This is a genomic window from Erwinia pyrifoliae DSM 12163, assembly GCF_000026985.1.
Taxonomy (GTDB): Bacteria; Pseudomonadota; Gammaproteobacteria; order Enterobacterales; family Enterobacteriaceae; genus Erwinia; species Erwinia pyrifoliae.
On record NC_017390.1, the window covers coordinates 1052925 to 1068109 of the forward strand.

The 15185-nt window shown below is 53.5% G+C and carries 13 protein-coding genes and 1 pseudogene; 2 read left to right on the forward strand and 12 right to left on the reverse strand.

Annotated features, from left to right (window positions below):
• Positions 1-57 precede the first annotated feature (57 nt).
• From emrB to EPYR_RS20235, 12 genes and pseudogenes are all read right to left on the reverse strand, one after another.
• Positions 58-1593, reverse strand: coding sequence for a multidrug efflux MFS transporter permease subunit EmrB (gene emrB / locus EPYR_RS04670; RefSeq protein ID WP_012667261.1), 1536 nt, complete (start codon positions 1591-1593; stop codon positions 58-60).
• A gap of 16 nt (positions 1594-1609) precedes the next feature.
• Positions 1610-2782 (reverse strand): multidrug efflux MFS transporter periplasmic adaptor subunit EmrA, encoded by a 1173-nt coding sequence (gene emrA, locus EPYR_RS04675; RefSeq protein WP_012667262.1) that lies wholly within the window; start codon positions 2780-2782, stop codon positions 1610-1612.
• 165 nt (positions 2783-2947) lie between these two features.
• A complete protein-coding gene (mprA, locus tag EPYR_RS04680; RefSeq protein ID WP_012667263.1) occupies positions 2948-3478 on the reverse strand; it encodes a transcriptional repressor MprA in 531 nt (176 codons plus the stop codon).
• Between the two features lie 464 nt (positions 3479-3942).
• Complete coding sequence (locus EPYR_RS04685) at positions 3943-5127, reverse strand: MFS transporter (RefSeq protein ID WP_012667264.1); 1185 nt, start codon at positions 5125-5127, stop codon at positions 3943-3945.
• A 196-nt stretch (positions 5128-5323) separates the two neighbouring features.
• Entirely contained in the window at positions 5324-6319 is a 996-nt protein-coding gene (gene proX / locus EPYR_RS04690; RefSeq protein WP_012667265.1) for a glycine betaine/L-proline ABC transporter substrate-binding protein ProX, read from the reverse strand.
• Between the two features lie 64 nt (positions 6320-6383).
• Positions 6384-7547: a glycine betaine/L-proline ABC transporter permease ProW gene (gene proW, locus EPYR_RS04695; protein ID WP_012667266.1), complete on the reverse strand. Its 1164-nt coding sequence runs from the start codon at positions 7545-7547 to the stop codon at positions 6384-6386.
• The gene (gene proV, locus EPYR_RS04700; protein WP_012667267.1) at positions 7544-8740 is read right to left on the reverse strand and encodes a glycine betaine/L-proline ABC transporter ATP-binding protein ProV; all 1197 of its coding nucleotides are present in this window, start codon (positions 8738-8740) and stop codon (positions 7544-7546) included. The genes proW and proV overlap by 4 nt, the downstream gene beginning before the upstream one ends.
• 392 nt (positions 8741-9132) lie before the next feature.
• Positions 9133-10092, reverse strand: coding sequence for a class 1b ribonucleoside-diphosphate reductase subunit beta (nrdF, locus tag EPYR_RS04705; RefSeq protein ID WP_012667268.1), 960 nt, complete (start codon positions 10090-10092; stop codon positions 9133-9135).
• 52 nt (positions 10093-10144) lie between these two features.
• Positions 10145-12295, reverse strand: coding sequence for a class 1b ribonucleoside-diphosphate reductase subunit alpha (gene nrdE, locus EPYR_RS04710; protein WP_012667269.1), 2151 nt, complete (start codon positions 12293-12295; stop codon positions 10145-10147).
• Positions 12271-12678: pseudogene (gene nrdI, locus EPYR_RS18910) on the reverse strand (class Ib ribonucleoside-diphosphate reductase assembly flavoprotein NrdI); the annotation flags it as partial. The gene nrdE and the pseudogene nrdI, both read right to left, overlap by 25 nt.
• A gap of 4 nt (positions 12679-12682) precedes the next feature.
• Positions 12683-12925 (reverse strand): glutaredoxin-like protein NrdH, encoded by a 243-nt coding sequence (gene nrdH / locus EPYR_RS04720; protein ID WP_012667270.1) that lies wholly within the window; start codon positions 12923-12925, stop codon positions 12683-12685.
• Between the two features lie 102 nt (positions 12926-13027).
• The gene (locus EPYR_RS20235; protein WP_012667271.1) at positions 13028-13273 is read right to left on the reverse strand and encodes a hypothetical protein; all 246 of its coding nucleotides are present in this window, start codon (positions 13271-13273) and stop codon (positions 13028-13030) included.
• 168 nt (positions 13274-13441) lie between these two features.
• Between EPYR_RS20235 and EPYR_RS04725 the strand changes: the two genes are divergently transcribed.
• Both EPYR_RS04725 and EPYR_RS04735 read left to right on the forward strand, forming a co-directional pair.
• Entirely contained in the window at positions 13442-13777 is a 336-nt protein-coding gene (locus EPYR_RS04725) for a DUF2002 family protein (protein ID WP_012667272.1), read from the forward strand.
• A gap of 107 nt (positions 13778-13884) precedes the next feature.
• Positions 13885-15053, forward strand: a protein-coding gene (locus EPYR_RS04735; protein WP_104945030.1) for an IS3 family transposase whose coding sequence is annotated in 2 segments (ribosomal slippage) — positions 13885-14134 and positions 14134-15053 — 1170 coding nt in all. Because the reading frame shifts where the segments join, the coding sequence is not laid out codon by codon here.
• Positions 15054-15185 lie beyond the last annotated feature (132 nt).

A 15185-nucleotide genomic window follows, 5' to 3' on the forward strand; every position in this document is an offset into this window, starting at 1 on the left:
GACAAATAAAGGGAGCGATGGCTCCCTCAAACAGGGCGGATCGGCTATCCGCCCTGTTTAATGCGCGCCGCCGCCGCCGTTACCCGCCGAAAACGGTGGCCGGGCAAACCACACCAGCACCAGCAGGATAAGAAATACCCCGGCAGACGCCCAGAAAATTTCATTGGCTGAAATGATCAACCCCTGATTGGTGATTTGCTGTGCAATCCAGGCCGATGCCCGATCGTGAGTCAACCCCGCCTGTTCCAGCTTCGCGTATATCTCCTGACTGTTCACACTGTAAGGCGTCACCGACTCCGTGAGCTGGCTGTGGTGGATCGATTCGCGATTGCTCCACATAGTGGTGGTAATCGACGTGCCAATCGAACCAGCCAGCGTGCGGGTAAAGTTAGACAGGCTTGAAGCTGCGGCCAGGCGCTCCGGCGGTAATCCTGAAAGGGTAATGGTAGTCAGCGGCATAAAAAAGCACGCCACGGCAAAACCCTGTATAAACTGCGGCCACGCCGAAGCGCCAAAATCCATACCGGGTTCAAAGGTATAAGCACGCCAGTAGAAGCATACCGCATACATAATGAAGCTAAAGGTGACCAGTCGCCGCATATCCAGCTTATGGGAAAAACGGCCAATAATCGGCGACAGGATCACCGGGATAATCCCCACCGGGGCTGAAGCCAGCCCGGCCCAGGTCGCGGTGTAGCCATATACTTCCTGCAGCAGCTGCGGTAACAGTACGATGGAGCCGAAATAAAGCATATAAGCGAGGCTGATAGACAGGCAGCCAATGGTGAAGTTACGCGATTTAAACAGCGACAAATCCACGATCGGATGGTCATCCGTTAGCTCCCATACCAGTAGCACCGCCAGGGCTACCACGGCGATGACGGTTAACGTAATGATCTCCGGTGAGCTAAACCAGTCCAGCTCTTTCCCGCGATCGAGCATCACCTGTAAACAACCGATGCCGACGACCAGCAGTACCAGGCCGACGGTATCGATAGGGCGGATCGCCGTGGGCGTCTCGCGATGGCGCAGCGTCTGTAAGGTGAGGATCACCACCGCTACGCCGATAGGCACGTTGATAAAGAAGATCCAGCCCCAGTGGTAGTTATCACTGATCCAGCCGCCGAGGATCGGGCCACAGATGGGGGCAACGATCACCGTCATTGCCCATAGCGACAGCGCGAGGCTGCGTTTCGCCGGGGGATAATTGTTTAACAGCAGGCTCTGCGACAGGGGGATCAGCGGGCCGGCAACGATCCCCTGAATGACGCGGAAGAAAATAAGCATCGTGAGGTTTTCAGACATGCCGCACAACCATGACGCCACGACGAAGGCGATGGTTGACCACAGAAACAGCTTCACTTCGCCCAGCCGTTTAGCCAGCCAGCCGGTTAGCGGAATGGAAATGGCGTTCGCCACGCCAAAAGAGGTGATCACCCAGGTGCCCTGTGAGTTTGAGGCTCCAAGGTTGCCGGCAATGGTCGGGATGGCCACGTTAGCAATGGTGGAATCCAGTACCTGCATGAAAGTGGCCAGTGACAGCGCGATGGTCATTAAAACCAGCGGCATACCCGTAAGCGGTTGACGCGCCATATCATTCCCCGCTGATTTAGCTGGCATTAGCGCGAATAATATCGGCGATAAGTCGGTTCGCAGGAGCCAGATCCAGCACCAGCGCATCACTGGCGTAAGCCGGTTTACTGTGCACGCTGGTGGCAAGCACCGCTCCTTCACTGCTGCGGGTATCTATTTTCACCCGCGTCGACAGCCCGATGCGCAGCGGATGTTTTGCCACTTCCTGTGCATCGAGGGCGATACGTACCGGCAGGCGCTGTACCACTTTGATCCAATTACCGGTGGCATTTTGTGCGGGCAGCAGCGAGAACACGCTCCCGGTACCCATATCCAGCCCAACCACTTTACCGTGATAGACCACGTCATCACCGTAAATATCGCTAAGCACGGTGGCCGGTTGGCCGATACGCACACCAGCCAGTTGGGTTTCCTTAAAGTTTGCGTCTACCCAAAGATGATTCGCCGGGACAATAGCCAGTAGCGGCGTGGTGGTGCCAATCTGCGAACCGACCTGTACGCTACGGCGTGATACATAGCCATCAATCGGGCTGACTACGCTGGTGCGCTGCAGAGTAAGCCAGGCATCGCGCAGTTCGGCGGCACTCTTTTTCACCGCAGGCTGGTTTTCCAGCGTGGTATTGAGGATCATCGCCTGATTGGCATTGTACTGCTGCATCGCCACATCCAGCTGCGCTTTGGCAGTGGCTACCGCATCCCGCGCGTGCTGCAGGGCCTCTTTACCAATCAGATTTGCCGCCCCCAGCGGCTCGCGGCGGCGTAAATCCGCCTGTGCCTGTTCCATCGCGGTCTTTTGCAGCTCTATCGCCGCCTGATGCTGTTTACCGTTAATAATCAGCTGATGTGTCTGACGCACACTGGTGGCTAATGCCGTTTGCGCTTTCTCAAATGCCTGGCCGGCATCGGTGCGATCAAGGGTGACCAGCACATCCCCTTTTTTAACGAAATCCGTGTTGTCAAACCACACTTTGTTGACGCTGCCCGCGACCTGAGCCATCATCTGCACCTGATTTCCGGCAACGTAGGCATCATCGGTTTCCTGATAGTGACGTAATACCAGTAACCACCATGCCAGATAAGCAATGCCAATCATCACCAGCAACAGGGCCAGAAAAATCAATGTCGTTTTGCGCGTCTTATTCTTCTTTTCCGGCTGCTGTGGCTTCTGCGCCGCCGCACTTGCGCCCATGATATCCTCCTGAATTCTTGCCCACCCGTGCTGCTGACATCATGGCGGCTATCGTCTGAGTTTAAAATGCCAGCGGGTTAGCGCTGGCATAAGGGAAAATGACGGGGAGTAAGGTAGCGATTTGCGACTCGGGTTGTGTCGCACAATATGCTATTGAGTGGCTAATTAACGTGACAGGGAAGCGACGACTTCTTCTTCATCCATTTGATCTAAACGATTCAACAGTTTACGAGTAATGACTTCCAGTTGCGCCTTTTCGGCTTCGCTCAATGCCGACCACAAAAGTTGCAGGCATTGATGCTGCGGTGGCAGCAACTGGCGCAGGAATTCGTCGCCTTTTGGCATCAGGTGCAAATGCAGGCAGCGGCGGTCGTTGTCACTTTCACGGCGCTCGATCCAACCGCGTTTTTCCAGCTCATCAGCGATACGCGTGGCGTTAGTGCGCGAAGAGCCGAGGGCAGCGCTAAGCTCAGACGGTTGGATACTGTGGTCTTCCTGTGCATCCAGCGTAATCAATGCCATAAACAGCGTCTCGTTAATTCCCTGTGCTTTCAGCATTTTATTGCGGTTTTCCAGCAATTTACTCTGCATGTGCATACACAGGCGCGTCAGCATAATCTCCTGCAATGGGAAATCTTTATGGCGGTTCGCACGAAAATTCAGCATCTGTTCAATGGGAGTAAATGAACTTTCCATTATAAATGAACCTCACTAGTTGCAACGGGTATAATAATGATGGTGATTAATGGGTAATGCGACTTTACCGTCGGTGAGATTTTCACATTGCCGTAGTCATCATCCGTAGTTTCACGGTCATTCCATAACCCAGGCCACTAAATAGCCACGAAAACAATGCTGTGCGTATAATGATAAATCATAACAGGAGAGGCGGAACCTGAAAGGTCCGGCATCATCCGGTCAGGAAATGATGGCTGGTTTGCAATACCCAGTAAAACGTGGATGAGAGCGATATCATTACCATACATAGGGGATCCCTCTGACGGGGAAATAACTACGATGACAAATGGCTGATTTGCAATCACCAAAAAATTTTACTGAAAAACATAACCATCTTTAATAAATTGCGCCTAACCATAACAGAGCGGGAATTGTCTTAACAGGCCGTAAAATCTAAAAAGCGCCAATTATGATTCAAAAAATCACTCTGTTGCGGCTTCCTGGTGATGGCCACGCCACCAGATAATCAAATTACACAGGGTTAACAGAACGCCAGCAGTACAGACCCCATACCATCCTGCTGCCTGAAAAGCCGATGCCGACAATAATGACCCGGCCGCTCCGCCAGTAAAGTAACTGGTCATATAACCGGCAGTGAGTCGGTTACGTGCTTCCGGCATATGGCGGTAGATCACGCTCTGATTGGTGATATGCACGCCCTGAACCGCAAGGTCGAGCAAGATAATTCCCATAATCAGCGCCGGCAGAGAGTGAGCGCCCAGTGCGGTAATGCCCCACGATGCCAGTAAAAGCAGCAACCCTCCGCTGGTGGTCAGCCGGGCATGGCCTTTATCCGCCAGTGCACCGGCATGACGAGCCGCCAGCGCTCCTGCCGCCCCGACCAGGCCGAGCAAACCAATCTCGCCCACTGAATAGTTCCACTGCGGCGAAGACAGCAGAAATGCCATGGAGGTCCACAGCACGCTGAAGTTAGCGAACGCCAGGCAACCGGTGATGGCCCGGGTGCGCAGCACGGGATGACGCGCATACAGGGTGAAAATGGATCCCAGCAGCTGGCGATAATTGAGCGTTAACGACTGCTGATAGCGCGGCAGATAGCGCCACAGCGCCAGCGCCATCAAAACCATCAGTAAACTGGCTATCCAGAACACGCTGCGCCAGCCGCCCAGCTCTGCCAGCCCACCGGCCACGGTTCGCGCCAGCAGGATCCCCAGCAGCAGACCGCTCATTACGGTGCCAACCACCTTGCCACGTTTTTCCGGCGCGGCGAGCGTTGCCGCCAGCGGCACAAGGATCTGCGCGACCACTGAAAACAACCCGGTCAGCACCGTACCCAGCAACATAAGCGGAAGCGTTGAGGACATAGCGGTGATCACCAATCCCCCCGCTGCCAGCAAGCTCATCGACACAATCAGGCTACGACGTTCGAGCATGTCACCCAGCGGTACCAAAAAAAGCAGCCCGGCGGCATATCCCAGCTGTGCCGTGGTGACAATAAATCCCGCTTGATGGAATGAGAGGCCGAAAGTATGGGCAATAGTGGCCAGCAGCGGCTGCACATAATAGTTGCATGCCACGGAGAGGCCGGTGGCAATTGACATCAGCGTCACTAAAGCGGGTGTAAGAGCTTGATGGGGGGATTTCATAAAAACCAAATATGAGTGTAAGAAATGTCCTATAGACTAATAATAACCTAAAAAACTATTTCACTCACATGATAATTAACAGGACAAACCAGATTGACGGCATCAACCGTCGAACTGCAGGCTGACCAAAAGTTGTTGGTCAGCCACTATAGCGTCAGCAGGTTGCCGCATGCGGGGGCGACAACCCACCTGTCGGTTATTTCCCGGCAGCCAGCGCGTCTTTCACCCAGCCATCAAACTGTGCCTGATGCGCTTTAATCCAGCCATTGACATGCGCATTGATATCCGCGTCGGAAGACTGGCCCTGATGCATACGCGAGTTCTGCGCGTTGATATCCGCTAACGGCAGCTTCATTTCGGCAAACAGTTTTGCCGCCGCCGGGTTTTTCTGCGCCCACTCTTTGTTCGCCACAATGTGCATGGAGTTAACCGGGAAGCCGTAGTTGGCACCGTTTGCCAGCTTGGTATCGACATTTTTCTGCGCGCCCGGCATGGATGAGAACGGCACCTGCAACCACACCACGTCGCGACCCGGAACCAGCACATCGCTTACCCAGTAAGGTGTCCAGGTGAAGTACAGCACCGGTTTGCCGCCTTTGAAGCGGGTAATCGTGTCGGCGATCATCGCCGAGTAGTTGCCCTGGTTATGCGTAACGGTATTGCTAAGCCCGTAAGCCTTGATCTGGTGGGTGATCACATCATCACAGCCCCAGCCCGGCGTACAGCCGGTCAGGTCGGCTTTGCCGTCATCGTTGGTATCGAACAGTTTGGCCAGCTTAGGATCTTTCAGCTGTTCGATATTAGTGATGTGGTACTTGTCTGCGGTTTTCTTATCAATCAGATAACCCTGGGCGGCGCCCTGCACGTAGGCTCCATGACGGTAGAATTTGGCGTCGCCGCCCGCCGCCTGGTACATATCATCGTGCAGCGGTCGCCAGTTGGTGGCCATAAAAGTGGTATCACCGGCAGCAATTGAGGTGTAGGCGACGTTGTAATCAACCTCACTGGGATCGTCAACGGTATAGCCCAGTTTTTCCAGTGCGCGGCTTACCAGTAGCGTCTGAAACGTCTCTTCGGTAATGGTACTTTGAGCGGGCTTCACGGTAATGCCCCTACCCGGCAGATCGGCGGCAGAAACCTGGGCGGCGGCCAGCGTGATGAACGCGGCGGCCAGCAGTGCTGTCTTGCGCATAGCGATTCCTTAATGTTTGGTCGAGCGGAGGTTGCGGGCGGCACGGTGGCGTGCCGCCAGAGAATTATTTTATAAAGGGGCGGGTCAACAGACCCAGCGGGCCGCTGGCGTACCAGCGACGGTTGCCGCGACTGCGTTTGTCTCTACCCACTGACTGCGTGAGTCGGTCAAGGATGATCGCCAGAATAACGATGCCGACGCCGCCGACGGTAGCCAGCCCCATGTCCAGGCGGCCGATACCGCGCAGCACCATCTGGCCGAGACCGCCTACGGCAATCATCGAAGCGATAACCACCATCGACAGCGCCAGCATCAGCGTCTGATTGACCCCGGCCATAATGGTTGGCATCGCCAGCGGCAGCTGGACTTTAAACAGCATCTGACGCGGGCTGGCACCGAAGGATTCTGCGGCTTCCACCAGGTCAGCAGGCACCTGCTTGATACCCAGGATAGTCAGACGCACAATCGGCGGCAGGGCAAAGATAATGGTTACCACCACGCCCGGCACGTTACCGATGCCAAACAGCATCACGATCGGCACCAGGTAGACGAATGCTGGCGTGGTTTGCATTGCATCCAGCAGCGGGCGAATAATTTTCGCCGCGCGCTGACTGCGTGCCAGCCAGATGCCCAAAGGCAGGCCAATGACAATGCAGAACAGCAGGGCGGTCAGCACCAGCGCCAGCGTCACCATCGCCTGAGACCATGCGCCGATAGCGCCAATTGCCACCAGCGACACCAGCGTGGCGACACCCATACTGAGGCTGGAAAGCTGCCAGGCTATCAGGGCAAAAACGATAATTGCCACCGGGGCCGGCATGCCCAACAGCAGCTGCTGAAAGGCACTAAGGATATAATCTATTGGCAGTCGGATCCCCTGGAACAGTGGACGAAAGTGGGTGACAACCCAGTCAATCGCGGTGGTCACCCAGCTGTCGAGCGGGATCAGCGTTTTATGGAACGGGTCGAGGATATTAAAATGCTCCACCTGCGGTGCCGGGGCGCTATTCAGCCAGTCGCCGCTTCCTGCCGCGTCGTGTGAAGCGCCAGAAGAAGCCCCCCAGGCATCGCTGCTGCCGGTAGCAGAGTCGGCTGCTGGCTGGCTGGTTGTCGCGGCATTCGGCGCTCCCCATGGGTCGCTGCTGCCGCTGGTGGCCTGACTGGCATCAGCCGGCGCGCTCTGATTTGTGGTTGCAGAGTCCCACTGGTTACGGGTTTGTTCACTCATGGCTGGCCTCCGTCACGATCTAATGCTTGCAATAACATACCTTTGGAAATAATGCCGACGTACTGCCCCTCGTCATCGATAATCGGCACCGCGCACGGAGCCTGTGCGACATGGGAAAGCAAATCGTTAAGCGTGGTATCAGCAGGCATCGCCTGGGGGCTGTCCAGCAGCGCGCGATCGAGCCCCGCTCCCTCTGCCAGCGCAGCCTTCAGCGAGTCGACGGAGACGGTGCCGACAAAGCGTTGTTTTTCCAGCACGTAGCCGTACTCACGGTCGTTATCCTGCAACAGTTTGATTGCCGAACGTGGGCCAAGTCCCGGCGCTTTACGGATCAGCGCGGCAGCACTGCGGCGGGCGATGTCCTTCGCACTGAATACGTGGCTGATATCCACGCCACGGAAGAAGGTGCGCACATAGTCGTTGGCGGGGTTATTGAGGATCTCATCCGGCGTACCGACCTGTACCACTTCACCACCCTGCATGATGGCGATGCGGTCGCCAATACGCATCGCTTCATCCAGATCGTGCGAGATAAAGACGATGGTCCGCTGGTGGCGCGACTGCAGTTTGACCAGCTCATCCTGCATTTCGGTACGAATTAACGGATCGAGCGCAGAGAAGGCTTCATCCATCAATAATATATCGGGGTTAATGGCTAACGCGCGGGCTAATCCGACACGTTGACGCATGCCGCCGGAAAGTTCATCCGGGTATGCATGAGCATAATTATCCAGACCGACCTGGCGCAGTGCATCAAGCGCTTTTTCCTGACGCTCTGCCATGGGTACGCCGGATAATTCCATACCAAATGCGGCATTATTCAATACCGTCATATGTGGCATTAACGCAAATGACTGGAATACCATGCTGATTTTATTTCTGCGCACCTGTCGTAATTCGCTGTCCGATATTTTCGCAATATCTTCACCGTCAATGATGACCTGGCCACGGGTAGGTTCTATCAGACGATTGAGAAGGCGAACCATAGTGGATTTACCGGAACCGGATAACCCCATGATGACAAAAATCTCGCCTTCTTCAATGGCCAGACTGGCGTCTTTAACGCCAAGAGACAGACCGGTTTTCTGCAGCAGCGCTTCTTTAGTGATCCCTTTTTCAATATATTTAAACGCGCGGTCGGGATTATCGCCAAAAACTTTATATAGATTCTTAACTTCGATTTTAATAGCCATGCATTAATTTATTTCCCGGTTAAAGTTGATTTTCTTATGTTGATTCTTCTTTGTAATTAAATATTATCGGCCTATACCGTAGCATACTGAGATTCTGAGGCAACCCTCTGCGGGCAATTAGAATACATTCATCCAAACGAGCGGCTCGGCTAATGCCAGTGTGGGTAAGGGATTGCAGCGAGTTACACGAGGAAAAAAAAGGGGTTATTTCTCCAGGAATTTTCTCTCTGAAGAGCCAGATATTGTTCTGATGGTTGTCCGCTGCCGGAAAATAACCGTTAAGAAATGGTCATATTTGAGTCAACAAGAATGCAAAATCTTACTGAAATAGAAAACCAGCAAAATAGCCAGGAATGAAAATTGGCTGCCGGTGGCAGCCATCGCTCAACGGTTTAAAAGTCCCAGTCTTCGTCCTGGGTATCTACCGCCTTGCCCATCACGTAGGAGGAGCCTGAACCGGAAAAAAAGTCGTGGTTTTCATCGGCATTGGGCGACAGCGCGGCGAGGATTGCCGGGTTGACATCGGTCATATCGGCGGGGAACAGCGCCTCGTAACCGAGGTTCATCAGCGCCTTATTGGCGTTGTAATGCAGGAATTTTTTGACGTCTTCCTGCCAGCCCACGCCTGCATACAGCGCTTCAGTGTAAGCAAGTTCGTTTTCATACAGTTCAAGAAGCAGTTCAATGGCAAACTGTTGCAGTTCCTCTTTACGCAGCGGCGTCTCTTTTTCCAGTGCTTTCTGGTACTTATAGCCAATGTAATAGCCGTGCACCGCCTCATCCTTGATAATTAGCCGGATCAGATCGGCGGTATTGGTCAGTTTGCCCCGGCTGGACCAGTACACAGGCAGGTAGAAACCGGAATAGAACAGGAACGACTCAAGGAACACGCTGGCAATTTTCTTTTTCAGCGGGTCGTTGTGGTAATAATGTTGCAGGATAATCTGCGCTTTACCCTGTAATGGCGCGTTATCTTCGCTCCATGCATAGGCGGCATCGACATCGCTGGTGTTGCACAGCGTTGAGAAAATCGAGCTGTAAGAACGTGCGTGCACCGCTTCCATAAAGCTGATATTCGACATCACCGCTTCCTCATGCTGCGTCAGCGCATCGGCCATCAGCGCCGGAGCGCCCAGGGTATTTTGAATGGTGTCCAGCAGCGTCAGGCCGGTAAACACGCGGATAGTCAGCTGTTGCTGTTCGGCGTTGAGGGAATTCCACGACGGAATATCGTTGGAAAGCGGAACTTTTTCCGGTAGCCAGAAGTTGCTGGTCAGGCGATTCCACACTTCCAGATCTTTATCATCTTCAATCTTATTCCAGTTAATTGCCTGAATTTTCTTTAGTTTCATAGTGATATCTTGTTATCAGGCCAGCGATATCTGACCCGCGATGGAAAGAGAATTACAGCGAGCAGGAGACACAGCCTTCGACCTCGGTGCCCTGCAGGGCCATCTGACGCAGACGAATGTAGTACAGCGTTTTAATGCCTTTCTTCCAGGCGTAAATTTGCGCACGATTGATATCGCGCGTGGTAGCGGTATCGCGGAAGAACAGCGTCAGCGACAGCCCCTGATCGACGTGGCGGGTGGCTTCGGCATAGGTATCGATAATCGCTTCCGGCCCGATATCATAGGCATCACGATACAATGCCTGATTATCGTTATTCATAAACGGGGCAGGATAATAGACGCGGCCAGTCTTACCCTCTTTACGGATCTCAATGCGCGACACAATCGGGTGAATACTTGAGGTGGCGTGGTTGATATAGGAGATCGACCCGGTCGGCGGGATCGCCTGCAAATTCTGGTTGTACAGCCCGTGCTGCATCACCGCTTCTTTTAGCGCCTGCCACTGCTGCTGCGATGGGATAGCAATCCCGGCGTTGGCGAACAGCGCGGCGACCTGAGCAGTACGTGGATGCCAGCGTTGCCCGACATACTGGTTAAAATATTCGCCGCTGGCATAACGTGAATCCGCAAAGCCGCTAAAGGTGGTAGCACGTTCACGCGCCAGCTGGTTTGAGGTGCGCAGGGCGTGGTAAGTCACGGTGTAGAAATACATATTAGTGAAGTCCAGGCCCGCTTCGGATCCGTACTGAATACCTTCCCGCGCCAGGTAGCCGTGCAGGTTCATCTGCCCCAGGCCAATGGCGTGTGACTGCGCGTTGCCCTGTTCGATTGAAGGCACCGAATGGATATGGCTTTGATCGGATACGGCCGTCAGTCCGCGCACGGCGATCTCCACCGTGCGGGCAAAATCGGCAGAATCCATCGCATGGGCGACATTCAGCGAGCCGAGGTTGCAGGAAATATCCTTGCCGATGCGGCGATAGCTCAGGTCATCGTTATATTCGGTTGGGCTGTTGACCTGCAGAATTTCCGAGCACAGATTACTCATATTGATACGCCCGGGGACAGGATTCGCCCGGTTCACCGTATCTTCAAACATGATATAGGGATAACCGGACTCGAACTGGATCTCCGCCAGCGTCTGGAAAAATTCACGCGGGTTGATAAAGGTGCGGCGGATACGCGTATCGGCCAGCATCTCAGGGTACTTTTCGCTCATGCTGATATCGGCGAACGGCAAAGCATAAATTCGCTCAACGTCATACGGTGAAAACAGCGCCATCGGCTGGTTATCTTTGGCCAGCTGGAAGGTGATATCGGGGATCACCACGCCGAGCGACAGGGTTTTGATGCGGATTTTCTCGTCGGCGTTTTCGCGCTTGGTATCAAGGAAGTGCAGGATATCCGGGTGGTGCGCATGCAGATAAACCGCTCCCGCCCCCTGACGCGCCCCCAGCTGGTTAGCGTAGGAGAAAGCATCTTCCAGCATCTTCATCACCGGGATCACGCCGGAAGACTGGTTTTCAATGCGCTTAATTGGCGCACCGGCCTCACGCAGATTAGACAGCAGGAACGCCACGCCGCCGCCGCGCTTGGAGAGCTGCAGCGCCGAATTGACCGCACGACCAATCGATTCCATATTGTCTTCAATTCGCAGCAGGAAGCAGGAGACCAGCTCACCGCGCTGCTGCTTACCGCAGTTAAGGAAGGTGGGCGTTGCCGGCTGGAAGCGGCCGCTCAGAATTTCATCCGTCAGCGCCAGCGCCAGCGGCTGGTCACCTTTGGCTAACGTTAATGCCACCATACATACGCGTTCGGTAAAGCCTTCCAGATAACGTTTGCCATCAAAGGTTTTCAACGTATAGCTGGTGTAAAACTTCCATGCGCCGAGGAATGTCTGGAAGCGGAAGCGGCGTGCAGCGGCCTGGGCGAACAGCGAACAGACAAACTCGAACGGATAGGCATTCAATACGCAAGCTTCGTAATAGCCTTCGGCCACCAGAAACTGCAGGCGCTCGGCGATGGAGTTAAACTGAACGCTGTTGGGGATGACGTGTTGAATAAAGTACTGGCGCGCGGCTTCTCTGTCTTTTTCAAACTGAATATGGCCATTGTCGTCGTACAAATTGAGCATTGCATTGAGCGCGTGATAATCCGCCGTGCCCGCCGGGGCCTCTGGGAATGTGCTGTCTGTCGCTGCCAAAATTCAGTTACTCCGTGGTAGACGTTAGCGATATCTTCAGAGGTACCCATTAGCTCAAAGCGATAGAGATAGGGTACCTGGCATTTTTGCGCAATGATTTCGCCAGCCAGGCAAAAAGCCTCGCCAAAGTTACGGTTACCAGCGGCAATCACGCCGTGGATAAGCTGACGATTATTGATGTTATTAAGAAACTGGATCACCTGTTTTGGCACCGCCCCATGACGCGTGCCGCCGCCGTAACTGGGCACCACCAGAATATAGGGTTCAGTGACCTGCAGCTGCTGCGCGCAATCCAGCGGAATACGGCGTGACGGCAGGTTTAAGCGCGCGATAAAACGGTGGGTGTTTTCTGACAGGCTGGAGAAGTAGACCAGCAAAGCCATGCGGTTACCCTCGCACCGTTGCGGCATGGCTTAGCGCAAGAATTTTGTCCGGGCGAAAGCCGCTCCAGTGTTCTTGCTCAGCCACCACCACCGGTACCTGGCGATAACCTAACGATCTCAGCGTCTCGGCATGTGCCGGTTCGTGGTCGAGGTTGATCAGTTGATAATCAATCCCTTTCTTGTCCAGGGCATTTTTTGTGGCGTTGCACTGGACACAGTTATCTTTAGTGTAAATAATAATGCGCATGATTCGCATTTACCTTTTTGGCCGGGAGGTTATTCATTTTGGCTCCCACTCAGTGGGTGTGATTTACCAGTAATACACATCATATAGCGTATTTTTCTTGTTCTAAATACTAGATATAGCATCTGCGGATTGCAACCATACAAATTTCAGGTCATCAGGTTTTTCTTGCACCATCCCGACCAAGTGCTTCTGGCACAAGCCTTCAGCGTGGAAAAATAAGCGAAAAAAATCTGCGTTAGCTTGTGGCTGCCGGGCCGCAGCCGGTGAATACGGCATCGGCGCGCCCGCAATAAGCACGGCAAAAATTACTTCCTGAAGCGTTTTCAGTATCGATGCCGTTGACGTCATGCAGCCAAATCCCCCAAATATTTGTTACTTTGTGCGGAAATCGACTATCAGTTACAGGACTGGCTCAGATTGTGCCGCCTGAGGGGCGGCGTTTATGGATTATTCCGAAAGCCCAGGAGGCAAAGCCTGTTGTAAGGTTCACGGGTTTGCAGACTGAGAGGAACAAGCATGTATTTACGGCCTGATGAGGTAGCGCGCGTTTTGGAAAAAGTGGGGTTTGAAATGGATACGATAACCACCAAAACCTACGGTTATCGTCGCGGTGAAGACTATGTTTATGTCAACCGTGAAGCGCGCCTTGGTCGTACCGCGCTGGTCATCCACCCCACGCTTAAAGAGAGAAGCCAGGCCATCGCTACTGCGGCCTCAGAGGTGAAAACCTGCGATCACTATGTCCGTTTCCCGATGTATCTGGCCGGTGAGGCCAACGATCACTACGGTATTCCCCACGGTTTCAGTTCCCGCATGGCGTTGGAGCGTTATCTGGAGCGCATGTTCGGTTAATGTCCCCCTCCTTCGATTTCCTGAATCGGAGGGACTGAAGTGGTTTACTGAATTTGGCCATCTGAACAGAGGTGATATGCTCACCTCAGAACAACACAGGTGCTCCAATGAAAAGAAGAAATTTTAGTCCTGAATTCAAACGTGAATCCGCTCAGTTGGTTGTTGATCAAAACTACACCGTCTCTGATGCCGCTAAGGCTATGGATGTCGGTCTTTCCACGATGACAAAATGGGTCAAGCAACTGCGTGATGAGCGGCAGGGCAAAACACCAAAAGCCTCTCCGATAACACCGGAACAAATCGAAATACGTGAGCTGAAGAAAAAGCTACAACGTATTGAAATGGAAAACGAAATATTAAAAAAGGCTACCGCGCTCTTGATGTCAGACTCCCTGAACGGTTCTCGATAATCGGGAAACTCAGGGCGCGTTATCCTGTGGCCACTCTCTGCCATGTGTTTGGGGTTCATCGCAGCAGCTATAAATACTGGAAAAATCGTCCTGAAAAACCAGACGGCAGACGGGCTGTGTTACGAAGTCAGGTACTTGAGCTACATGGCATCAGCCACGGTTCGGCCGGAGCAAGAAGCATCGCCACAATGGCAACCCAGAGAGGCTATCAGATGGGGCGCTGGCTTGCTGGCCGGCTCATGAAAGAACTGGGGCTGGTCAGTCGCCAGCAGCCGACTCACCGGTATAAGCGTGGCGGTCATGAACACGTTGCTATCCCGAATCACCTTGAGCGACAGTTCGCCGTAACAGAGCCAAACCAGGTGTGGTGCGGTGATGTGACCTATATCTGGACAGGCAAACGCTGGGTATACCTCGCTGTTGTTCTCGACCTGTTTGCAAGAAAGCCAGTGGGCTGGGCAATGTCGTTCTCGCCGGACAGTAGACTCACCATGAAAGCACTGGAAATGGCATGGGAAACTCGCGGTAAGCCCGCAGGAGTGATGTTCCACAGCGATCAGGGCAGTCATTATACGAGCAGGCAGTTCCGGCAGTTACTGTGGCGCTACCGGATCAGGCAGAGTATGAGCCGGCGTGGAAACTGTTGGGATAATAGCCCAATGGAACGCTTCTTTCGGAGTCTGAAAAACGAATGGGTGCCAGTGACAGGTTACGTAAGCTTCAGCGATGCGACTCACGCCATAACGGACTACATCGTTGGATATTACAGCGCACTCAGGCCGCACGAATATAATGGTGGGTTGCCACCAAACGAATCAGAAAATCGATACTGGAAAAACTCTAACGCGGTGGCCAGTTTTTGTTGACCACTTCACAAAAAGGAGCTTAAAGGCATGCGCACTCAAAATACACGCAGATTATTTCCCATTTGATGGCTGAATAACCCGCTAATTAACCGTTGTATTCCGCCGCTGGTATGTACGGGTAAATAATGAAAA